This is a genomic window from Sphingobacterium sp. FBM7-1 (genome assembly GCF_020687765.1).
In the GTDB taxonomy this organism is placed as follows: Bacteria; Bacteroidota; Bacteroidia; order Sphingobacteriales; family Sphingobacteriaceae; genus Sphingobacterium.
On sequence record NZ_JAJEWJ010000002.1, the window covers coordinates 355,557 to 378,742 of the forward strand.

Annotated in this window: 12 protein-coding genes and 1 pseudogene; 12 read left to right on the forward strand and 1 reads right to left on the reverse strand. The window is 45.5% G+C overall.

Translation table 11 applies throughout. The features are described from left to right. Positions 1 to 9 precede the first annotated feature (9 nt). Together LKO28_RS05845 and LKO28_RS05850 are read left to right on the forward strand one after the other, a co-directional pair. Positions 10 to 1,179, forward strand: coding sequence for a Gfo/Idh/MocA family protein (locus LKO28_RS05845; RefSeq protein ID WP_227693772.1), 1,170 nt, complete (start codon positions 10 to 12; stop codon positions 1,177 to 1,179). Positions 1,180 to 1,304: 125 nt separating this feature from the next. After that, positions 1,305 to 2,615: a rhamnogalacturonan acetylesterase gene (locus LKO28_RS05850; RefSeq protein WP_227693773.1), complete on the forward strand. Its 1,311-nt coding sequence runs from the start codon at positions 1,305 to 1,307 to the stop codon at positions 2,613 to 2,615. A gap of 197 nt (positions 2,616 to 2,812) precedes the next feature. On the opposite strand, the gene LKO28_RS05855 is transcribed toward LKO28_RS05850, so the two are convergent. Next, positions 2,813 to 3,508, reverse strand: coding sequence for a DUF6250 domain-containing protein (locus LKO28_RS05855; RefSeq protein ID WP_227693774.1), 696 nt, complete (start codon positions 3,506 to 3,508; stop codon positions 2,813 to 2,815). 36 nt (positions 3,509 to 3,544) lie between these two features. On the opposite strand from LKO28_RS05855, the gene LKO28_RS05860 reads away from it, so the two are divergent. From LKO28_RS05860 to LKO28_RS05905, 10 genes and pseudogenes are all read left to right on the forward strand, one after another. Further along, positions 3,545 to 6,289, forward strand: coding sequence for a hypothetical protein (locus LKO28_RS05860; RefSeq protein ID WP_227693775.1), 2,745 nt, complete (start codon positions 3,545 to 3,547; stop codon positions 6,287 to 6,289). Positions 6,290 to 6,446: 157 nt separating this feature from the next. Then, on the forward strand, positions 6,447 to 8,675 hold the full coding sequence (locus LKO28_RS05865; protein WP_227693776.1) for a fasciclin domain-containing protein: 2,229 nt from the start codon (positions 6,447 to 6,449) through the stop codon (positions 8,673 to 8,675). A gap of 9 nt (positions 8,676 to 8,684) precedes the next feature. After that, positions 8,685 to 11,957: a SusC/RagA family TonB-linked outer membrane protein gene (locus tag LKO28_RS05870; protein ID WP_227693777.1), complete on the forward strand. Its 3,273-nt coding sequence runs from the start codon at positions 8,685 to 8,687 to the stop codon at positions 11,955 to 11,957. Between the two features lie 17 nt (positions 11,958 to 11,974). Continuing rightward, a complete protein-coding gene (locus tag LKO28_RS05875; protein WP_227693778.1) occupies positions 11,975 to 13,462 on the forward strand; it encodes a RagB/SusD family nutrient uptake outer membrane protein in 1,488 nt (495 codons plus the stop codon). Between the two features lie 13 nt (positions 13,463 to 13,475). Continuing rightward, positions 13,476 to 15,128 carry a fasciclin domain-containing protein gene (locus LKO28_RS05880; RefSeq protein ID WP_227693779.1) on the forward strand — a complete coding sequence of 551 codons (1,653 nt, stop codon included), beginning with the start codon at positions 13,476 to 13,478 and terminating at the stop codon, positions 15,126 to 15,128. Between the two features lie 18 nt (positions 15,129 to 15,146). Beyond that, positions 15,147 to 16,595, forward strand: a complete 1,449-nt coding sequence (locus LKO28_RS05885; protein WP_227693780.1) for a fasciclin domain-containing protein — start codon at positions 15,147 to 15,149, stop codon at positions 16,593 to 16,595. Between the two features lie 9 nt (positions 16,596 to 16,604). Next, positions 16,605 to 19,805: a SusC/RagA family TonB-linked outer membrane protein gene (locus LKO28_RS05890; protein ID WP_227693781.1), complete on the forward strand. Its 3,201-nt coding sequence runs from the start codon at positions 16,605 to 16,607 to the stop codon at positions 19,803 to 19,805. 22 nt (positions 19,806 to 19,827) lie between these two features. Further along, entirely contained in the window at positions 19,828 to 21,597 is a 1,770-nt protein-coding gene (locus tag LKO28_RS05895; RefSeq protein ID WP_227693782.1) for a RagB/SusD family nutrient uptake outer membrane protein, read from the forward strand. Positions 21,598 to 21,656: 59 nt separating this feature from the next. Next, positions 21,657 to 22,730, forward strand: a complete 1,074-nt coding sequence (locus LKO28_RS05900) for a right-handed parallel beta-helix repeat-containing protein (protein ID WP_227693783.1) — start codon at positions 21,657 to 21,659, stop codon at positions 22,728 to 22,730. A 15-nt stretch (positions 22,731 to 22,745) separates the two neighbouring features. Further along, positions 22,746 to 23,084: pseudogene (locus tag LKO28_RS05905) on the forward strand (rhamnogalacturonan lyase domain-containing protein); the annotation flags it as partial. Positions 23,085 to 23,186: the final 102 nt, after the last annotated feature.

The following is a 23,186-nucleotide window of genomic DNA, read 5'->3' on the forward strand; positions in this document are numbered from 1 at the left end:
ATGTGGAATATGAAAAATAAGAAACTAAAGATGGGCATGGTCGGTGGTGGGTTGACCGGCTTTATCGGTGCGATCCATTTGCGGGCAGCGCTGATGGAAAATAAGATTGAATTGGTTTGTGGGTGTTTTAGTTCAAAGCCCGAGGTTTCGCTAGACTCCGGAAGGTATTATAATCTTCCGGACGACCGCATATACCGTTCGTATCAGGAGATGTTTGAAAAAGAAATGGTCTTGCCGGAAGAGGAACGAATGGATTTTGTCGTCATCGTAACGCCGAACAAACATCATTTCGAACCGGCAATGCTTGCCTTGAACAATGGGATACACGTGGTGTTGGATAAACCCATGACGTTTTCTTTGGAAGAAGCGAAAATTTTACAGCAGAAAGTGGCGGAAACGGGATTGGTTTTGGCCGTGACGCACGTCTACTCCGGCTATCCGGCGGTTAAGGAAATGAAGACGCGGATAGCGGCAGGCGAATTAGGTAAACTCCGCCGTATTTATGTAGAGTATCCGCAAGGCTGGCTGGCGGAGCGCATTGAAATTGAAAGTGGAAATAACGCGGGGTGGCGAACCGACCCTAGTTTGTCGGGAAAGGCCGGATGTATGGGTGATATTGGAACGCATGCCTGGCATTTATGCGAATATGTTTCCGGCCTGCAGGTGCAAGAAATGTGTGCCGAGCTGAATACATTTGTACCCGGGCGCCCTATTGATGATGATGGGACGGCCATGATGCGTATGGAGGACGATGTGAAAGCTTTGCTAGCGGCTAGTCAGATCGCAATTGGCAATGCGAATCATATTAATATCCGTGTTTACGGCGAGAAAGGTAGTTTGAAATGGGTGCAAGAAGATCCCAATAAGCTATTTCTCAATACGATTCATAAACCCGAACAGACGATTTATATCGGTGGAGACTATCCTTATTTAAGTCAGCGCGCGCAATGGAATATACGAACGCCGGGAGGTCATCCCGAAGGGTTTATCGAAGCTTTCGCTAATATCTACCGTAATTTCGCGCTTACTGTGGCAGCGTATAAAGCAGGTGAACAACCCACGCCGGAAATGTTGGATTTTCCAGATGTGCACGATGGTGTGAGAGGTATGCAATTTATTGAAACGATCGTAAAAGCGGGCTGGAATGATGATACGAAATGGGTTAAATGGGTGGAATAGACATGCGCTCTCGTGGGCAACACTTACTAAGGAGGAAGAACAGGTGACGGCAGGTTGCAACCTGACCAGCAAAACAATAACTTCGTGTATATCTTTAGTAGAAATAAACTTAACACCTAATCGACATGATTAATTTACGCCGTATCGCCTTAAATGCGATATGCCTGTTTAGCGCACTGGCGCTATCCGCTCAAATTAAGCCACAAGAGTTTAACTTTGGAAAAGCTTATAACGATGAAGCTGTTGTCGTAAAAACGGCGATCCCTTACCATGCCAATGGACAATATGGTTTCGAATTTGGTTCCGAAAAGCATGTCCGCATTGGCGAAGGGAGTGATGCCCTTTTTAGTAACCAACCTTTTTATTTCTCTGTCAACTTGCCCGAGGGAAACTATAAGGTCACAATTGGGTATCAAGGTCTACTCGATAGTACTTTTAAGAGTACCGTACGCTCCGAATCGCGGAGATTGCACCTGGAGCAAGTTAAGATTCAACCGCATACGGTCGCCGAACACAGCTTTATTGTGAACAGAAAAGATGCACTTATTCGTGAGGGGGAATATGTGCAATTAAAAAAGCCTCGGGAAATCGAAAAGTTAGATTGGGATGATAAGCTTACTTTAGAGTTTCAACATACTAACCATATCCGTTTTCTACGGATCGAGCAGGTGACGGATGTCCCGACCATCTTTTTAGCGGGTAACTCGACGGTGGTGAATCAGGAACATGAGCCTTGGGCATCGTGGGGGCAGATGATCCCGCGGTTTTTCGATGATCAGGTAGCGGTTGCTAATCATGCAGAATCCGGCTTAGCCTTAAGTTCTTTTTTGGCATCTAAACGATTGGATAAAATACTGTCTGTTGCCAAACCCGGTGATTACCTTTTTATTGAATTTGGTCATAACGATCAAAAAGAGAAAGGTGATAAAGCCGGTGCTTATAACGGATATACCGAGCGGATGCGACATTTTGTTGAAGCTTTCCGTGCGGTAGGGGGGCAGCCTGTTATTGTGACGTCTACTGCGCGACGCGCTTTCGATTCGGATGGGCAGTTACAGTATACCTTGGGTGATTATCCTGATGCCGCGCGAAAAGTGGCTCAAGAACTGCAAGTTCCGCTGATTGATTTGAATAAAATGACGCGGACATTTTACGAGTCCTTAGGGGTGGAAGGTTCCAAGCAAGCATTGGTACATTATGCCGCTAATACATTTCCAGGACAACCCGAACCCTTGCAAGATAATACACATTTTAATACTTATGGTGCTTACCAAATAGCAAAAATGGTTTTGCAGGGAATGATAGCGAACCAGTTGCCAATGGTTGATCATGTTATTGATTTTGAAGGGTATAATCCTGCAAAACCGGATGCTGTTCAGGCTTGGGAATGGCCGTTGAGTGTGAAGAATAGTGATTTGAAGCCAGACGGGAACTAAGTGGTGAAACATAGGCTTGCTTTCTTATTTGTTTTTGTCGTTATGCTGTTGTTTGGCCAGTTGCAAGAGACCGCACACCTAGCGAGGGAAGGTACCTCCAGTTGATCCCAAACAGCTGCGTCATATTTGACGGGGCCAATGCATGTAGGTGCAGGACGGCACAGGTTGCTGTCCATGGTACAAAAGAATAACTTAGTTTAATTGTTAAGCCGATAAATACGTACGTTATCAATCGCTTGACGGGAATAGGTGGAACGTAATCCGAAATAACCGGAAGTTAAAGGGTCTGGATCATTATGGCGAAACAGTTCTTGGCCGTCCACGGTAAAGGTTGTCACGCCGTCTACGACTTCGGTGCGGACATGATAAGTGTGATTAGCTTCCAGTTTACGGTCGTGCTCATAAAGTAAGGGCTTGGTACCGTCGCCTACATATTTCCGAAAACGGGTCGTCGTATTGGTGTTACCACCCATACCTACATAATATAATGATAAGGAGTCATAACTTTCAAATACACCGGATCTGGAAAATAGCTTTTCATGACGTGGATCGCTGGCCATCCAAAATTGATTTAGATCAGAGAGCCGATCATTGGCACCTGTATCTACCACTACCGTCCGTTCGTACTCAATGGCAAAATTTCCGTCCAGTACCTTATTTAACCATACCGTTACGCCTCCATAAGTGTCTAGCCAAAGTTTACCGTCGGCTACATAGACGCGTGACCCTGGCTCTGGCGCTATTTCTGCGATCCATAATGTGCTGTCCAATCCCTGTTCAAACGAGTCTTCGAATAAAAGTCCAGCCTCATTGGAACGGTCCGGATTAGACTGGCAAGAGTAAAACATTGTGATAATGCCAATTGACGAGAGTATCGAATATATCCATTTCATAAGCCAAAAATAAACAAACAAACGCCAAAAACCAGCATGCGTAGATCAGAAAATAAAACGAGTAGGGATTCGAGACGAGCGTTTCTAAAGCAGTCGACGCTCTTGTTATCGAGTGCACCATTATATGGGAATGCCTCATTTGCATCATTCCCTCTCAAGGCAAAGTCACAAACAGAAACCAAACTGCATTGGTTGGGAAGTCAAGCCCCGGCGGCTGATCGCGGTGTAACCTGGGGTGTGCCGTGGCGCAAAGGGGCGCTGCAGGATACCGAAAAGCTGCTATTGACGGCGGGGGGGAAATCCAACTCCGACGTGCAACATTGGGTGACGGCGCGATGGCCGGATGGATCCGTTAAATGGTCGGCGCATGCCGCGGTATGGGGACAGGAAGGTGCCGGATCGGATCTAACTTTGCGTGCAACGGACGGAGTCGTTAATCCAGGAGATCGGTCGATAGGTGTGGTAGAAAACGATGATAGCGTACATGTAGATACCGGCGCCATGCAGTGCGTGTTCGCTAAAAACGGGAGTCAACTGATTCGGTCTATTCAAGTGGGGGAAAGAACGACGGCTACGGATGGGGAATTGATACTCCATTGGCAGAATCTGCCGGAACCTACCGTGGGAGAAGCATTGTTGAGTGAAGCGTTAAAAAGCGAAATTCGGGATACCGTGGTGGAACATGCCGGCCCTATCCGCGTGGTTATCAAAATTACGGGTATACATCGTTCGGATACCGGACGCGAGTTATTGCCTTTTACGGTGCGTTGTTATTGTTATCTTCATACGACATCGATACGTATGGTGCATACCTTAGTGTATGATGCCGATGAATATAAAGATTTTATCCGCGGAGTGGGCGTTCGCTTTGCCGTACCGATGAGCGACGCCTTGTATGATCGGCACATCCGATTTTGCGGGGACAATGGCGGCGTATTCGGAGAAGCGGTAAAGGGATTGACCGGACTAAGACGTGATCCGGGGCAAGAAGTTCGGGAGGCACAGATCGCCGGACGGGCGACACCGCCCATTGCTGACTTCCACCCGAGTGTGGCTAACGGGCTACCTTATATACCGTCTTTTGGTGATTACTCGCTGACGCAGCTATCACCAGATGGTTTTGAAATCCGGAAACGTACAACGGCAGGTCATGGCTGGCTAGCTTCGGCGCACGGACAGCGGGCCGCAGGAGGAGGCTATATTGGAGGTGCCAGCGGGGGATTAGTATTTGGTATCCGAAATTTCTGGCAAAGTTTCCCGGCACAGATAGATGTTCGGCACGCCCATACGGAGTCGGCCGAGCTGACCTTGTGGCTGTGGGCGCCCGATGCACCGGCTATGGATCTTCGATTTTACCACGACGGCATGGGACAGGATACGTATAAAGAACAACTAGCAGGCTTGGATATTACTTACGAGGATTACGAGCCAGAATTTGGTACGCCTTATGGGGTTGCCCGGACAAGCGAACTAGAGATCTGCGCCCTGGATCATACACCCACACATGCGGAACTGGCCGATAGGATGAAAGATATACAGGATCCTCCATTGTTGGTATGTCGTCCAGCGGATTATGAAACAAGCGGTGTTTTTGGCGGTGCCTTTACCGCTGCGTCTTCCCAACGTGCAGGCGAACAGGCGATAGAAACACAGTTGGCCTTTTATATAGACTATTACAATAAGCAGATCGAACAGCACCGCTGGTACGGGTTTTGGAATTACGGGGATGTTATGCACGCGTACGACTACGACCGCCATATGTGGCGGTATGACGTAGGCGGTTTCGCATGGGATAATTCAGAGTTGTCTACCGACCTTTGGTTATGGTATTATTTCTTGCGTTCGGGCCGGCGCGATGTATTCCGCATGGCGGAAGCCATGACCAGGCATACCGGTGAAGTAGACGTTCATCATATCGGTCGCTTTGCGCCGCTCGGATCACGTCACAATGTAATGCACTGGGGCTGTAGCGCCAAACAGTTGCGTATTAGTACCGTTATCAATCGTCGTTTTTTGTATTATCTCACGGCCGATGAGCGCATAAGTGATCTGATGCGCGAACAGATCGACGCGGCTCATGCGCTCCAGCGCATTGTGCCTGGTCGGAAAGTCGGGCAAATAGCCGCTACGGACGCAAATAAAGTGAGTATGTCGTTCGGTACGGATTGGGGAGCTTTGGCATCGGCTTGGTTTACGGAATGGGAGCGGACCGGCGATGAACGTATCAAACAAAGGCTGTTAAATAGTATGAAAAGTATTGGGGAGCAGCCTTATGGTTTTTTGACGGGTTCGGCAAATATGGACCTAAATACAGGGCGTTTTGATCAGGTCGGACATCGTAACATACGTGTATCGCACCTCAACGCTGCTTTCGGCTTGTCTGAAATATGTACCGAGCTTATTGACGCATTTGATGTTCCGGCGTTTACAAAAGCCTGGATGCAATATTGTGAAGCTTATAATGCCGACGCGGCCTGGCAGAAGAGACATCTCGGTCAGATCTTTAAAACACCTAACTTAGGGCAAGGACACAGCCGGCTTACGGCCTATGCCGGATGGTTTTTAAAAGATGAAGCGCTTAAGCGGCGCGCTTGGAGAGAATTTTACGCGGGCGCAGCAGGCATGAAATTAGGCATACCGCCAACAATTCATTTGGTGCCACCGGCGGTACTCAGCGAGCGGGATGAGGCGCCTTTATCTACCAATGCCGTGGCGCAATGGAGTTTAGCGGCGATGCAATGCTTGGCATTTGCAGGTAATCCACCCGAGGTGGGGAAATAAAAAGGCAGGATGCCGCAGGTTGCCGCATTGTTTGTTTTGTAATATATTTGACATATAAACACAATTAACCCAATAAACTAATACTAATCTAACACTAACACGAAACGATTAATTAAACAGTAAACTTTAAATTTTTATAAACCTATAAAACTATGGTATGCATTTTTACAAATTAACCTTATTAGTAGGGCTGTTGACGGTATTTTGCCTGAGTTGTCGTAAAGAAGCTTTCGACGAGTACTACAGCCGGCCGGATGACTTGGAGTCTCCGATATACACGCGCTTAGAAGAGGAAGGGAGGTTCTCCAAATTCCTGCAGTTAATTGAAAAAGCCGGTTATATGGAAACCCTGAATCAAGCTGGTTATTGGACCTTATTTGCGCCGAACGACGAGGCCGTGAATCAATTTCTCCAGGAACATAATTATGCTTCTGTCGATCAAGTTCCGGATGCAGTCGCCGAACAGATCGTGCGCTATGCATTGGTGTACAATGCTTTTCAAACCAACCACATTTCGGACTACCAATCCAATGTCGGTTGGGAAGAAGGTATGGGGTTTCGCAGACGCACCGCCTATTACGATGGCTTCCAAAAGGAAAAAGTGAAGATCGACGGTGTTGAAAAGGAAATTATTGTGGGGGCGTCGAACCGAAATAACCGGACGGTGAATTTCGGGACACCTTATTATGTGGAGGGCGACAACAACAATAAGTATGTGACCTATTTCCACGAATTGTATCGACAAATGAATGGTCTATCCGTGGATGATTATCAGTTCTTTTATCCGACTTTAGGAGCTTCCAATTTTTACTTTATGGGTGGAACGGTTGCCAAAGCCGATATCATCGCAGAGAATGGTGTCATTCATGAGGTAGATGCCGTAACCTTGCCGCGTCCGAGTTTAGATCAATATTTACAGGAACATGATGAATACAGCTTTTTCAGGGATTCCATCTTGCAGCAGTTTTTCGTGACCTATGAATATAGTCCTACGGCGAGTAAGACTTATGAATACCGCACCGGACAAGTGGCAGAAGTGTACATCAAAGCCTATGATCCTATGTTAACTTTTTCACCGAATAATGAGAATTTTCTAAAAGAAGAAGATAACGATGGGCAGAAGGACGGCTATAGTATGTTTATACCCAAAAATGAGGTTATCGAGCCTTGGGTGCGGACCGTCTTTTTGGAACATTATAAAACTTTGAATCGGGTGCCTAAAGAAGTGATGGCTGATTTTGTTAATACGATGCTGTGGCAAAGTATGGTGTGGCCTAGTCAATTTGATACAAAAACGAACTCTCACGAAGAATCTGCTCGTTTTACCAAAACCGATATTACCGATAAACAAATGCTAAGCAACGGATTCTTTTATGGGACCAACAAAATCCAGGAGTCAGATTTATTTAATACGGTATATAAGCACGTGATTTTAGACCCGGATTACTCCTTGATGCGTATGCTGTTAGAACAAGAGCATAAAAGGCTCGTGATCAATCCCGGGACTAAATTCACCTTATTTTTATTCTCGAACAGCTTGCTTAATAGTTTAGGTTATTCGTACAACGAACGCTTGAACGAGTGGTCTTGGATAGACCGGAATGGGAATACAATGGCACATGGGCAAACACAAACGCGTCTGACACGTTTGCTGTACACACATTTAATCGAAACGCCAAATGATGAATTAGCGAATATAAATAATACGACGGGCTTTATTCAAACGGGGGATCGGGCGATACCCGGTGAGTTTATCAAATGGAATAATGGTGATATTTATGCAGCGGGTAATGAGCGTTTGCAGGAGCCTGTAAACATTGTGGGTGCGGCGAAGTTCGGAAATAACGGACGTGTCTATTATGTAGACAAGCTTTTGGAGTTCTCAGGCGAAACGGCTGGGGAAGCAATGCTACGCGTGGCAACAGAAAATCCGAATGTCAGCCTCTTTTGGGAATATGTTTCCAAATCTCCGCTCTATGTAGCGAATGATCGGGTAATTACAGGGGTAGCTGGGGGAAGTTCCTACACTTTATTGATGCCCAATAATGCGGCCGTGCAACAAGCCATAAATGATGGGGTTTTACCGGCAAATCCGTCGACAGGTGATTTGGTAGGTAAGGTTCAGATCGAAAACTTTATCAAATATCACATCTTAACCAATGTGAATGTCGCTGCAGATGGTAACCAGGATATTTTATCGGCTATTACCTTGATGAAAGACGAAAATGATGAAGCGTTGACCGTCAATGTTTCGAACGCGGTCGGTAATCTACGATTTGTGGATAGAAAAGGCAGGACGATACCAACCGTTTACACGCCGGATATATACCTGGGCGACCGTACTGTAATACATGAACTGAATGGGTATTTAAACTACAACAATTAGATCCAGATTATGAGACAATTAACCTATAGTTTTACACTTTTACTGTTTTGGCTGTGCTGTGTAGGGCATACGGCTGTCGCACAGCATATTGTGCGCGGAAAAGTAGTCGATGCAACATCCAAACAGCCTTTAGCGGGCGTGACGGTATCGGAGCTTAGTGCCGATAACCGGACCGTAGCCGCGACAACAACGGATATAGAAGGTAACTACGCTTTAGCGGTTACTACGCCGTTGAACCGATTGAATTTTTCTTTTATTAGTTATAATGCCCAAGTGGTGCGAATCAATAGCCGTAATCAGATTAACATCGCCTTGAGCACGAGCGATAGTCAAATCGAAGAGGTTGTTATTACCGGTGTTGGCGGTACACAGCCAAATACAGGTTTGTTAAATATTTCCGCGCGTGATTTAACCACGGCGACGGCGACGATTAATGCAAGTGTATTGCAGGATATGCAATCAAGTTCGATTGACGAAGCCTTGCAAGGACGCTTGCCGGGGGTTGATATCGCGGCTAATTCCGGTGATCCGGGATCGGGTATGCAGATTCGTATTCGGGGTACGTCCACGTTGAGCGGTAGTGCTGAGCCTTTGATTGTCGTGGATGGTATGCCGTATGAAACGGAGGTTCCCAGCGATTTCAATTTTGGATCAGCGGATGAAGATGCCTATGCGCAATTATTGAATGTGGCTCCGGCGGACATCGAAACAATCTCCGTATTAAAGGACGCAGCGGCCACAGCCATGTGGGGTTCTAAAGGTTCCAATGGGGTACTGTTGATTACGACCAAACGGGGGACCATGTCCAAACCTCGAGTCGGTTATTCGTTTCGGGGGACACTTTCCTCGGTGCCGAGTGCCATTCCTTTGCTCAGTGGCGATCAATACTCTTCATTGATTCCCGAGATGTATATGAATCGTACGGGCTTACCGCTGAACACCTTGGCTAGTAAAGAGTTTCAATATGATCCAGGAGACGTCTATTATTACAATAATTATAGCCAGAATACGGATTGGATAGATGCAATTAACCAGACAGGATTGTCCAATGACCACACCTTTTCCATACAAGGAGGAGGCGAGAAAGCGCGCTATTATTCTTCCGTCGCTTACTTGGGGCAGCGGGGGGTAACCGTTGGTTCCGGCTTAAATCGGATCTCGGCACGCTTGAATCTCGATTATGATATCTCCGAGCGGATTAAATTCCGAACCGACATCGCGTATACCCATACAATAACGGACCGTAATTATGTCAATTCCAAAGATGATCAGGATAATATCCGGGGTGCAGCCTATGTCAAAATGCCCAATATGAGTTTATGGGAATATGATCCCTATGGCAATTTGATGCCAGTTTACTTTTCCCCTGACCGAAACATTCAAGGAGTGTATCCAGGCACCTATAACCCGGCGGCAATGGCCGAATATGCTTATAATAAACACATGGGCGAGCGGATTACTCCGACGTTTAACTTGCGCTATGAGCTGATAAAAGGGATCTTGTTTTCTGATTTTAGCGTGATGTTCGATATGAACAACACGCGCGTAAACAATTTTTTACCACAATTGGCAACAGGAAGACCCTATACAGAAACCGTGGTCAATCGGGCGGGTGAATCAGATCGGGATGATTTTCGGATACAAACGAAATCGAATTTCATTTATACGCCGAATCTCGGTGATAAAATGAAGCATGATCTGCAGATGTTATTTTCTTGGCAAACGGACGATTTCCGAGGGTTAAGCTATGAGTCAATGATCTCGAATACGGCTTCTACATTATTGACAGACCCGTCCAATCCGGGTCGTACACAAAACAATGAATTGGTTTTAAAAGGAGGCGAAGGACAGTCCCGTTCTATCGGGGGAGTTTTCAGCACGCAGTATAAGTTTTTAGACCGTTATATCGTGAATGTGGGTGTACGTGGAGATGGAAACTCTAAGTTTGGATCCAATTACCGTTATGGTTATTTCCCGTCGATTTCCACCCGTTGGCGTGTTTCCGGCGAACGTTTTATGGAGCATCTGCCGTTTATTGATGAATTCAGCTTACGGGCCAGTTACGGTCATTCGGGAAAGGCACCACGTTATGATTACCTTTTTTACAGTAATATTGTTAGCTATGACCAAACGTATTTGGGAGAGGCGGGTACCGCGCCGGCAAATATGGCGTATAGAAACTTAAAATTCGAACGGGTAAAAGAAGGAAATATCGGACTAAACTTAGAAATGTGGAAACGCCGTGTACGATTGGATATGGAATTCTATCATAAACGTACGACGGATATGTTATTTGACGACCTCGGCGTACCGAATACCTCTGGGTTTGAGAGTATTTGGTTGAATTATGGCGTTATGGAAAATAAAGGCTGGGAGCTGAACCTGCATGCAACACCTTACCGTTCGAAGGATTTGATGGTGGATTTTTCTTTCAATATTGCACGTAACTTAAATGTGGTCAAGGAAGTGCCGGAATTCTTTGTGAATGAAGCGGGTACAGGAACGAATAATGGTGATTACAAACGTTATCTGCAAATCAATAACCCCATTGGTTCGTTCTACGGTTATCGGTATGAAGGCGTGTATTCGACTTTGGACGAGACGATTGCCAAAGATGCCAACGGTCAAGCTATTTATGGGCCGGATGGCGAACCCGTGTATATGCGTTTTAACTACCCTTATACCGATTATGTATTCCAACCGGGGGATGCCAAATATGCGGATATGAATCACGATGGGAGTATTGACGAACGAGATATTGTGTATCTCGGTAATTCAAGTCCGAAGTTTACAGGTGGTTTTGGTCCATCCATAACGATTAAGAATAGCTTACGAATTAACTTGTTTTTCAACTTCCGCAGCGGCTATGAAGTAGCGAACGATGCGCTGATGCACACCACGAAGATGACAAACTATGATAACCAATCGACCGCTGTTTTACGCCGCTGGCGGAAAGAAGGTGATGTTACGGATGTGCCGCGTGCGCTGATGGGTTCAGGCTATAACTGGTTGGGTTCTGATCGGTATGTGGAAGATGCATCATTTCTACGTTTTCGCTCGGCTACGGTGAGTTATACCTTTAACCGCGGTAGTGTAATCGATAGATTGGGGATGAGTAATCTACGATTATATGTGACGGGCGAAAATTTCTATACCTGGACACGGTATCTCGGCCAAGATCCCGAGGTGAATATAAAAGGCGGAATCTTTGGGATGGCGAGAGACAATTCACGCACGCCACCGACGATGCGTTTTACATTCGGTTTATCGACAAGTTTTTAACCTAGAAGAAGATAGTAATGATACATATATTCAAAAAAACCATCCCTGCCTTGGCACTTGCGTTATTGAGTTTCAGTTCTTGTGATAAATGGTTGGAGCTAAAGCCGCAGGAAGGTGTGGTCGCAGAGGATTATTGGAATACAAAAGAACAGGTCAGAGCGGCAGTCAATGGACTTTATATCTCGTTAATTACGAGTCCCTTGACACGGGAACTGTTTATGCATGGAGAGATCCGCACCGATATGGTAGAAATCAGTACGTTTGCCTCACAGAGTTATGAAGAATACCGGTTTGCGAACATGCTGCCGACGAATAGTTTTAGCAACTGGGGGACGTTTTACCGGATTATTAACTATTGCAATAATGTGATAGAAAATGCACCTGTGGTCAAAGAGGTGGATCCTACACTCAGACAAGAGGAGCTAGACGCCTATATCGGCGAAGCACTCGCCATCCGCGCTTGGATGTACCTTAATCTCGCTCGCATTTGGGGTGACGTGCCGATTAAACTAGATTATACGGCCTCAGATGAGGACTTGATGTCCGCCGCGAAATCGCCGCAAAGCGAGGTGCTGAAAGCCGTTGTAGCAGACTTGGTTCGTGCCGAACCGATGGTACTCGAAACATTCGGGAGTACCGCCGCAGATAAAGGTAAAGTTACCCGGTATACCGTCAATGCGCTATTGGCGGATGCCTATCTTTGGCAGGATGAATACCAGAAAGCCGCGGATGCCTGTGATAAGATTATCGATGCCGAGGTGTTTGAACTGGTATCAGGAGATCCATCGACTTGGATAAACGAACTATTCGGACAAGGGAATTCTGTTGAAGGGATTTTTGAGTTGCAGTACGACCGGCAGCAGCTGAATCCATTTTATGCTTTGTTTCGACAAAACCCACTTTATACCGCGGGTGCAAATGTGTATGAGGATTTATACCAATTTGATGCCACTGATCCGGAGAACTTTGACGTCCGTGGTGACCGAGGCGCTTTATCGACTGCGACTAATATGATCTATAAATACCATGCTTTTAGCCGTACGCAAACCAAATCGCTGGAAGATTCGTATACGCATTGGATCGTTTACCGCTACGCGGATGTGTTATTGATGAAAGCCGAAGCACTAAATGGGCTGAACCGTGGACAAGAAGCCTTAGATTTGATTTATCTTATACGAGAGCGAGGAAATGCTATGCTGGGTACTGATTTGAATCCAGACGCGGATGATCAGCAGGGTATCACCGCATTTATCGTAGAAGAACGCGCGCGGGAGTTTGCTTATGAAGGGAAGCGCTGGTTTGATGTCCTGCGTAATGCCCGCCGAAACAATTATCAATATATGGACTTGATTACAAATATGATTGTGAATTATGCGCCAGCGGACCGACAACAGGCCATGTTGGGTAAATATCGGGATGTGGATAGCCATTACCTGCCGATTTACTACATAGAAATTCAGCGTAGTGGCGGTGTATTAACGCAGAACCCTTTTTATGGAAATTAAAGAGAACATAGCAATGAAAACGAAGAACATATATGCTGTAATACTGCTGTTAGCCACAGTGTTATGGTTGCCTTTTTCCTGTACGAAAGAGAATTTTACAGAAACGACCGATACGAGTCCTAATATCAATAGCTTTCTTGCGGAACATGAAGATTATAGCCTTTTTGCCGAGGCGCTTAAAAATTCAGGTGCAGCCTCATATTTAGATGCTTGGGGAACCTATACGGTATTTGCGCCGGATAACGATGCGATGCAGACCTTTTTGCAAAGTGAGGGAAAAAATAAGGTAGGCGATCTCTCCGAGAGCGAAGTAAAAGATTTAGTTAATCTACATATTGTACAAGATACGGTATCTACCGGTCAGTTTCGGGATGGTAAAATCCAACGGAATTCTGTCTTTGGGATGTTTATTACCACAGGCGTGCAGAATATAGAAGGAGAGTCTTATTTCGTACTCAATAAAGAATCAAAAATTGTAATGCCAAATATTCGGACAGGGAATGGGGTGATTCATGGCGTAGATAAGGTGTTTACCAAAGTAACAAACACGGTGATGGAAGAAATAGAGGCCGACCCGAATCTGAGTTTGTTTGCAGAGGCGTTGCGATTGACAGGGGTGGATGCGTTGTTGAATAAAAAGGAAAATGAACAGTTTTTCTCCGTATTGGCGGTAAGCAATACGGCTTTTGCACAGCGCGGTTTCAATAATATACAGGATTTGGTTGATAAGTATAATCATACCGGCAATCCGAAAAGTCCAGAAGATAGTTTGTATATGCATATCGCATACCACGTCTTACCCGACCTGAAATATGTTTCGGACTTGGCTTTCTCCAGTTCACATAGCACGCAGGTTCCGCGAGAGGTGCTATTAGTAAAAGTAGATCGGGAAAAAATATTGTTGAATGAAGAAGAATGGCTAGGAAACCTTGAAGAGGGTGCAGAAATAGACCGGCAAGCGAGTGATAACACAACGGTTAACGGCGTACTGCACTATATCAAAGACGATATTTATATCAAGCAACGGCAACCTTTCCGGGTAGATTGGGATCCGGCCGATCAACCGGAGCTTGAGTTAGCTGGAGTATATCGTCGGGGAAATCTACCTGTTCCAAAAGGTTTTCTAAAGGACGTGACGTGGGGAGGAGCAGAATCGGCAAGTTTGAATTACGTTGGAGTGGCAGGAGGAAGTAGTGCAGGTTCAGCTTTTGGAGATTATTTAGATATCTATTTGAGAGCTGCGGTCATCCCTTGGATTGAATTTAAGACGCCAGTAGTTGTGCGTGGACGTTATAAGGTTTGGATAGGATGGCGAACCGTGGCTCGTAACGGTGTTGAAGGTGCGGGAAATATTATTGATACTTATATTAATGGGGTGAAGCTTTCTCGTTCTCTAAATCATGGAGAATATAGGATACGAAGCATTCCTGAACGAGAGTTAGAGGCACTGGGCTATAAAAAACATGTATCTGCCAATGCAAATAATTATAACTGTAAAATGGTAGGGATTGTGGATATTGATATTACCGATAGACAGACGTTACGATTAGAATCAAAGACTAATCAAGGTGCGCAGTTCTGGCTGGATTTTATTCAATTTATTCCAATAGATCAAGAGCAGATTTATCCACAGTTTGATACGGAAGGCAATGCCGTTTATCCATAAACCTTAATGATGAAGATAATGAAAAAACACGATATACTAACACCTGTAATAGGATTAATTTGTATCCTATTACTATCGGTAAGTTGTTCTGATCCTTGGGATGAGCATGCCCGGGATAATGAAGGGCTAGCCAACGAACCCTTGTTAGAAAGATTGGATAAAGACCCAGAATCTAGCGAATTTATGAAGTTACTGCGTTCTTCGGGCGTGGATAAGCTATTAGATGGTAATAACGCCTATACGGTTTTTGTTCCGGAAAATAGCCGTGTACAAGCAGCACTCGCCAGCTTGCCGGATGACGCGGAGAGTTTAGCCAACTTTGTGAAAAACCATATTGCCGTGTCGACCCATCGCGTGAATGCCTCGGCAGATACAGTTCGCTTGAACATGTTGAGTGGAAAGACCTTGGATTTCGTAAACGGCCAAATTGATGGCGCTGCCTTTAGCAAGTCGAACCAAGCCGGCGCTGATGGTATCTATCATATCATAACAGCCGCATTGACGCCAAGACAAAGCTTATGGGAATATATAAATGACCATAATGATGATTTGCAAAATGCTTTTATTTTGAGCTTGAATGCCTATAACTTGTACGATACCTCGGTAGTGGAAGATCCGGCAGATCTTTATTTAAACAATGAGTTCCTTCGCCAGGTTGGCGATGTGCGGGATGAAAACCAAAAATTCACGTATTTTATATTGAAAGATGCCGATTTTACCGCAGAAGCGCAGCAAATTTTACCGTATGTAAATTACCGGAACCATGCGGATTCGTCCTATGCGATTAGTCAGTATGAAATAGTAAAAGATCTGCTCTTTAACCAGGCCTATAGCAAGGAGAATCTACCGGCGATGTTAGTGAGTGCATCAAATGTGTCATTTCCGGTGGATAAATCCGCCATCAGCCAGTCGGTGCGTTTAAGTAACGGCTGGGTACATGTGTTGGATAGAGCGACGTTGCCGCTTGTTAATAAATTGGTTGATACTTATGTGCAGGGAGAAGAACCTTGGGGATTTTCGGCATCGGTTACTGCAAGTACTTTCCATCGGATACGCAAGGATCCGTTCGGGGAGTTCTTTACCGATATTATGGTGCAGAATCACGGCGTTTCGAGTCTGGAAATACGATACCGGACGCCTCGGATGTATAGTACAACCTATGATGTGTATTGGCGTGCGTTGAATGATATACAGAGTAACGTATTCCAGCAGCAGGTGGGTATTTTTGAATTTGATACGCGTCCGAGTGAAGCGGATCCTGATCTACTAGTGAGAGCGCAAATCCATCAATTTCCGTATACGAACGTGGAACGGAATGATTACAACGAAGTTTATTTAGGGGAATTCAATTTAGCGGATTACAATCGGATTGTTCCGGTATTACGTGCTATGGGAACGACGGCAAATGGAAACAATACGCTCGTGCTGGATTATCTGCGTTTTGTACCAAAACTAAAAACCAACTAAACCAATTAGATGATGCAATTGATATATAAAACATTTATAGGCGGTGCGGCATTAGCTACTTGCATGTCGGTAGGGGCGTTGCAGGCGCGAGCGATCGCTCCGGCCGTTACATTTGAAATCAGGACGGATGCTGTACAGGAAAATACGGTATCGGGAACGGTGCGCGCAGCGGATACAGGGGCACCGGTAGTAGGAGCCAATGTACAGGTGGTCGGATTCTCCGCCGCTATTACGGAAGATGATGGAACTTTCTCGCTTAAACTGCCGTCGGCGAACGCCAAGATTACGGTCAGTGCGGTTGGGTATCAGGAGAAGATCATATTCGCGAAGAGTGGAGAGTCTGATTTGGCCGTCTGGCTCTATGAAGAAGGGTATAACCCCATCCGTCAGGAAGCGATCATGTTTAATGAAAAACAAAGTGTACTGTCTCAGGTCGCTGCCGTGCAGACGGTAGATTTAGGTAAATACCAGTGGAAGACTACCTCTAACGATAACACCGCACAATTTCTGCAAGGGAAAATCGCAGGTTTAAATGTGGTGCGAAGTTCGGGAACGACCAATACCGGTGCACAACTGAGCCTTCGAGGAATTAATTCGTTTTACGGGACATCGAAGCCGCTTTTGGTGGTAGACGGTGTACTTTATGATGACGAGGATTATAGCGCGGAGTTGCTGGCGAATTACAGCGAGTCGGGACTGGCAAATATCGACGTCAAGGACATTGATAATATCTCGGTATTAAAGGATGGGTCGGCATTGTATGGAACTAAAGGAAGCAACGGGGTTATCTTTATTACCACAGCCCGTGCAAAGGAACTGGCCACGCGGATTGATTTTTTGGCAACAACCGGTTTTAACAACAAGCCGAAAAACTTGCCTTTGATGGATAGCAGGGGGTATCGCAGTTACCTGTCGGAATTGTTGAGTACGCAGGGATTGAGTGCTGATTCTATTGGACGCTTGCCTTATTACAGGTTGGATGCGGAAAATACGGAACGCTATAGCTACACGAATGAAACGGATTGGCAATCAGAAGTGATGGATCATAGCATCAATCAAAACTACTACCTGAAAGTAGCGGGGGGCGATAACATTGCCCAGTATGCACTGTCCGCTGGTTATACCAATGACAAAGGCGTGTTAAAGTATGATAACCTAACCCGTTATAACATGCGTCTGAACGGCGATTTGACCTTGTCAGAAAAATTTACGATGCAGAGTAATCTGTCATTTTTCTATAACCGACAGGATATCCGCAATCAAGGTGTAGATTCCTATTCCAGTCCGCTTTTTCAAGCACATACGAAAGCACCGTTCTTAGCGCCATACGGTTTTGATGAGCAAGGGAATATGTCGCCGGTTTTTGCGGACATTGATGTTTTTAATCAGAGTAATCCAGCCGTATTGGTGAGTGATAAAACAATCGGGGAAAACCAGAGTTATCGTTTTGTTGGAAATTTACATTTCAATTATCAGTTTAATGATCGGTATGCCTTACGTACTATTGCGGGATTGGTTTACGACAAAGGGCGGGAGAGTTTCTTTTTGCCGGAGCTGGGCGTGTTTTCGGAAGACCAGCCCACGGCTGAAATCCGCAATGAAGCGGGTATCCAGAATCGGAAGCTCTTTAACTTATTTAACGAAACCTATTTCAGTGCGCATAATAGATTCGGGACGGATCACCGTTTGGACAATCGGATTGGTTTCCGGGTGCAACAGCGCAACGCAGAGTATGATTATGGTTTAGCATTCAATACGGCCAACGATAATTACGTGAACGTGACGGGAGGAAGTAATCTCTTGCGTCAGATTCGGGGTGGATTCGGGAATGCAAATTGGGTGAACGCCTACTGGAGTAATAATTATGCGTACAAAGAGCGATACCTGTTGCGTTGGGATTTGGCCGTTGATGGTTCCTCACGTTTCGGACAGCAAGCACAGCATGGTGCGCTGAAATTGGGTAAGGATGCTTATGCGTTGAACACCGCGCTGCACGGAGCTTGGCTCGTATCCGCGGAAGATTTTTTCCGTTCGGACGCGATCAACCTCTTTAAGTTGCGAGCATCTTATGGCATTTCGGGAAATGATGATATCGGCGACTATGCGGCGCGTACCTATTATATCTCTCAAAACTTTCTAGGAGTGCAAGGTCTTATTCGGGGCAATATCGGTAATCCGGCTTTACAATGGGAACGCGCTTTCAAAACCAATGTGGGTTTGGACGTATCTTTCGCCAAAGAGCGGGTGAATCTATCCTTGGATGTATATAATCATCAGTTTAAAGATGTGATTACCTATCAGGCTTTATCGGCACAAACCGGAATGGATCTAGCTTTTACCAATGGGGCCACCATGAAAAACCAAGGATTGGATTTGAACATAACCGCTCGCCTGATTAATAAGCCAGATACCAAATGGGACATGGGTGTGCAAGTAGCGACTTCCCGGAATAAAGTCGGGACACTGCCGGGTGGAGCCTTTGAAGCGACCTATTATGGCGCACGCATGATTACCCAAGAAGGGAGCGCGGCGAACCAGTTTTATGGTTTGCAGACCTATGGGATATTCGCAACAGCGGCTGACGCCGCCAACACTGAACTAAGTCGCCGCTTGACGGATGGCAGTTCGTTGCCTTTTGAAGCAGGAGATGTACATTTTGTGGATCAAAATGGGGATGATGTTATTGATGAAAAGGATCGGGTAGCAATCGGGAACCCAAATCCAGACTGGTTCGGATCGTTTCACACGACGCTGCGCTACAAACGTTTTTCGATGCATGCACTATTCACCTATTCCTTGGGTAACGATGTGTACAATGCGACCCGCCATCGTTTGGAAAGTGTGTCTTCTTATCATAACCAAAGTATCGCGGCGAATTACCGTTGGAAAGAAGAAGGACAGCAGACAAATATGCCACGGGCAAATTGGGGCGATCCGCTAAACAATGCAGAATTCTCCGACCGTTGGATAGAAGATGGTTCGTACCTGCGCTTAAGGACGATCAATTTTGCTTACCATGTGCCGGTCAACCATGACATTCTGAAATCATTTGATGCATTTCTAACGGTCAATAATTTGTTTACGGTGTCTAAATATTTGGGATACGATCCGGAATTTAGTGCGAATAGTTCGATTTATGCACAAGGTATAGATATCGGTATGACGCCACAATTCAGAACGATACAGGTGGGGATTAAAGCTGGATTTTAGGAAAATAGCTAGAAGAATTAACATGAAAACGAGAAAAATGAAACGTACCACGATATATGGCTTATATGCGGCATTAGCATGTTTGGCTTTCCCTTCCTGTAGCAAATTTCTGGAAGTGGAACCCGAGGAGGTATTGGTCAAGGAGCAGATGTACCGGAATATTTACGATGCAGATGCCGCCGTGATCGGTATTTATGGAAAACTTTTGTCGCTTGCTGAGCAACATGTTCTCTGGAACGAGTTGCGCGCGGATCTATTAACGGTGACCAATCGGGCAAATCCCTATCTAAAAGAGATTAACACGAACGATGTAGGAGCGATTAGTGTGGATAACCCTTACGCCAATCCGCGTAAGTTTTACGAGGTTATCCTGAATTGTAACGACGTATTGGCTAATTTTCAGGTGATGCGCGCAGAGAATAAGTTTACACCGGAAGAGTATAACCAACGTTATTCCGATATCATGGCTGTACGGAGTTGGGTATACCTGCAATTGGGGATACATTTTGGCCGGGTGCCTTATATCACGGATCCACTGGAAGACACCGATGCGGTATTGGATAAAAATAAATATCCGCTATTGGAGTTTGAACAGCTCTTGACCAAACTTATTGCTGATATGGAAGCAGTACCTTACAAACAATTGTATGCAGATACCGAGTCCTTGATGTACACAGTAGACGGCTACATCATGGAACGTTTTTATATCAATAAGCAGGCCTTATTAGGAGATTTGCATTTGTGGAACAACGATTACCAAAAAGCGGCCGAATACTATAAGTTGGTGATGACTAGTTATGATAATTTGGGGAACGATAACTACCGATATGATCGGTATAAAATTAAATGGTCGGAAGTTGCGTCCAATGATGATATTGCTGTAGGATATCTACGTTATCGGGAGCAGGATGTACGCACACTAATTAATAGCAAAACACAAGGCTGGCGCTCCATGTTCTCTCGCTCTCAAGATGCATTGTGGCACACAGAATGGGTATGGTCTTTACCTTTTAGTAGTAGTTTTAGCCCACAGAATCCGTTCATCGGTTTATTTTCGGCCAGTGTCGGAGAGCACTTGCTGAAGCCTAGCCAAGAGTCGTTCGATTTATGGAATAACCAGACCCAACGCAACGGCGTGCCTTATGATGCGCGACGGGATCTATCGGTCTCCATGGTCGGAGAGGAAGGTGTAGTAACGAAGTATACCGATGAATTTTCGGATATCGAAACTATGTTGCCTATTGATCAATTTCAACGTGGGGGTAAATGGCATCTGTATCGGGCGGCAAAACTGCATTTGCGTTTTGCCGAAGCCGCTAATCGGGATGGACACCATAAACTTGCAGCAGCTTTCTTAAACGGCTCGATAGGTAGTGCTTACGATGATCCAAATGTGACGGATAAGACGGATGTCATGCAAACGCATCTACCGTTTCCATACGATTTTGACGCACGGAATGGTAATAATCCACGCTTTCGGGCAACTTGGCACCGGCATGCTGGTGTCCGGGGAAGAGCGTATGTGACAGAACGGGAGATTAATCCAGCAGATAGCTTGCTACAGGTGGAAGACTATTTGGTAGAAGAAGCAGCTTTGGAAATGGCATTCGAAGGTAGCCGGTGGGAAGATTTGGTACGGATTGCTATGCGGCGTAATGATCCTTCTTTCTTAGCCGATAAAATTTATGAAAAGCTGAGTAAAGAAGGAAATCCACTAGCCGATGAGGTACGGAGCAAATTGATGAATCGGGAAAATTGGTACTTGCCATTTGATTGGGAAGTAGGAGAATAATTTTTCAAACCTTAAACGATGAAGAAAAACGTTTTTTTATTTTATTAACACTGTGTTTGATGGGGTTTTCCTTATCGGCACGTACGTACTACATTGCTGTTGACGGGGATGACAGCAATGCCGGTACGTTATCGGATCCGTTTGCGACGCTGAACAAAGCGCAATCCTTAGTTCTGCCAGGTGATACGGTTTATTTCCGGGGTGGAACATACCGCATTCAGCCGGAACAGATCATGACGCCAACCAGCGGGATTTGGGCACATGTATTTGATATGAGCAAAAGTGGCACCAGCGAAAACCAGCGAATCCATTATTTTGGCTACGAAGGCGAACGTCCCATATTTGATATGTCGGCGGTAAAACCTGCCGATCGGCGAGTGATTGTTTTTTACGTGAGTGGTTCTAATCTGCACTTTAAAAACTTTGAAGTGATCGGCACACAAGTGACTATTGTAGGACATACGCAGTCGGAATGTTTTCGGAACGATGGCGGAAATAACAATATTTACGAAAACCTCGCCATGCATGACGGTATGGCGATCGGCTTTTATTTGGTGAGAGGCTCGAATAACCTTGTTTTAAACTGTGACGCGTACAACAACTGGGATTATATCTCGGACGGTGGTCGCGGCGGAAACGTGGATGGTTTTGGTGGACACCCCACCAACACGACGAGTACGGGAAATGTGTTCCGCGGCTGCCGGGCATGGTGGAACAGTGACGACGGTTTTGATCTTATTAGTGCCTATGCTGCGTATACCATTGAAAACTGTTGGGCGTTTTACAACGGGTATAAGCCCGGGACATTTGAAACAGCGGGAGATGGAACAGGGATAAAAGCAGGGGGGTATGGTATGGGGGAAAATGCCGACGCACCTACCACGATACCCATGCATGTTGTCCGAAATAATATTGCTTTCCAAAACCGTAATCAAGGTTTATATGCGAACCATCATTTAGGGGGGATCTTATGGGAGAATAATACGGGATATCGGAATCCGTCTAATTTTAATATGTTGACTCGGAAGTCCAGAGAGGAAGCGGTAGATGTGAATGGGTATGGACATATTATCCGCCATAACTTATCTTATAGTCCGCGTACTGCTGGCCAACATATCGTCAATGTTAATTAGGCGCTATCTCAGCTAAGCAATAACTCCTTTTTACCGGTGAATATAGAGGTAACGGCGAACGATTTCTTGAGTTTGGATGAGGCCCAGCTTTTGAGGCCGAGATTGTCGGATGGTAGTTTGCCGGATATAGACTTCCTAAAACTCAAGACGAGCAGTGTGTTTTATGCAGCGGGAATGGGTTATTTCTATACGCCGTTGGGTAGTATTGTTTCTTACGATTGGATCGAAGAGCCCACTATCATTGTTGAACATAAGATAGTCCCATTCAAGGCGTGCAGTTTATCGATTGCCATATCGAAGCAAAAAAAGGATTCACCATTCAATATGCCAATAATGTGGATCTTTCGGGATTAAATATCACAGGCGTAACCGGTGAGGCCGTGATTCGGAAAAGTGTGGAAGAAAATTGATACATGATGGCGTGTTTTTGAATTCACGAAAAACACACCATCATTA

Excerpts from the sequence above, each read along its gene's own strand:
- LKO28_RS05880 (WP_227693779.1), top strand. The coding sequence starts at position 13,476 with ATGAAAACGAAGAACATATATGCTGTAATACTGCTGTTAGCCACAGTG.
- LKO28_RS05890 (WP_227693781.1), top strand. The coding sequence starts at position 16,605 with ATGATGCAATTGATATATAAAACATTTATAGGCGGTGCGGCATTAGCT.
- LKO28_RS05845 (WP_227693772.1), top strand. The coding sequence starts at position 10 with ATGAAAAATAAGAAACTAAAGATGGGCATGGTCGGTGGTGGGTTGACC.
- LKO28_RS05900 (WP_227693783.1), top strand. The coding sequence starts at position 21,657 with ATGGGGTTTTCCTTATCGGCACGTACGTACTACATTGCTGTTGACGGG.
- LKO28_RS05895 (WP_227693782.1), top strand. The coding sequence starts at position 19,828 with ATGAAAACGAGAAAAATGAAACGTACCACGATATATGGCTTATATGCG.
- LKO28_RS05855 (WP_227693774.1), bottom strand. The coding sequence starts at position 3,508 with ATGAAATGGATATATTCGATACTCTCGTCAATTGGCATTATCACAATG.
- LKO28_RS05875 (WP_227693778.1), top strand. The coding sequence starts at position 11,975 with ATGATACATATATTCAAAAAAACCATCCCTGCCTTGGCACTTGCGTTA.
- LKO28_RS05860 (WP_227693775.1), top strand. The coding sequence starts at position 3,545 with ATGCGTAGATCAGAAAATAAAACGAGTAGGGATTCGAGACGAGCGTTT.
- LKO28_RS05870 (WP_227693777.1), top strand. The coding sequence starts at position 8,685 with ATGAGACAATTAACCTATAGTTTTACACTTTTACTGTTTTGGCTGTGC.
- LKO28_RS05850 (WP_227693773.1), top strand. The coding sequence starts at position 1,305 with ATGATTAATTTACGCCGTATCGCCTTAAATGCGATATGCCTGTTTAGC.
- LKO28_RS05865 (WP_227693776.1), top strand. The coding sequence starts at position 6,447 with ATGCATTTTTACAAATTAACCTTATTAGTAGGGCTGTTGACGGTATTT.
- LKO28_RS05885 (WP_227693780.1), top strand. The coding sequence starts at position 15,147 with ATGAAAAAACACGATATACTAACACCTGTAATAGGATTAATTTGTATC.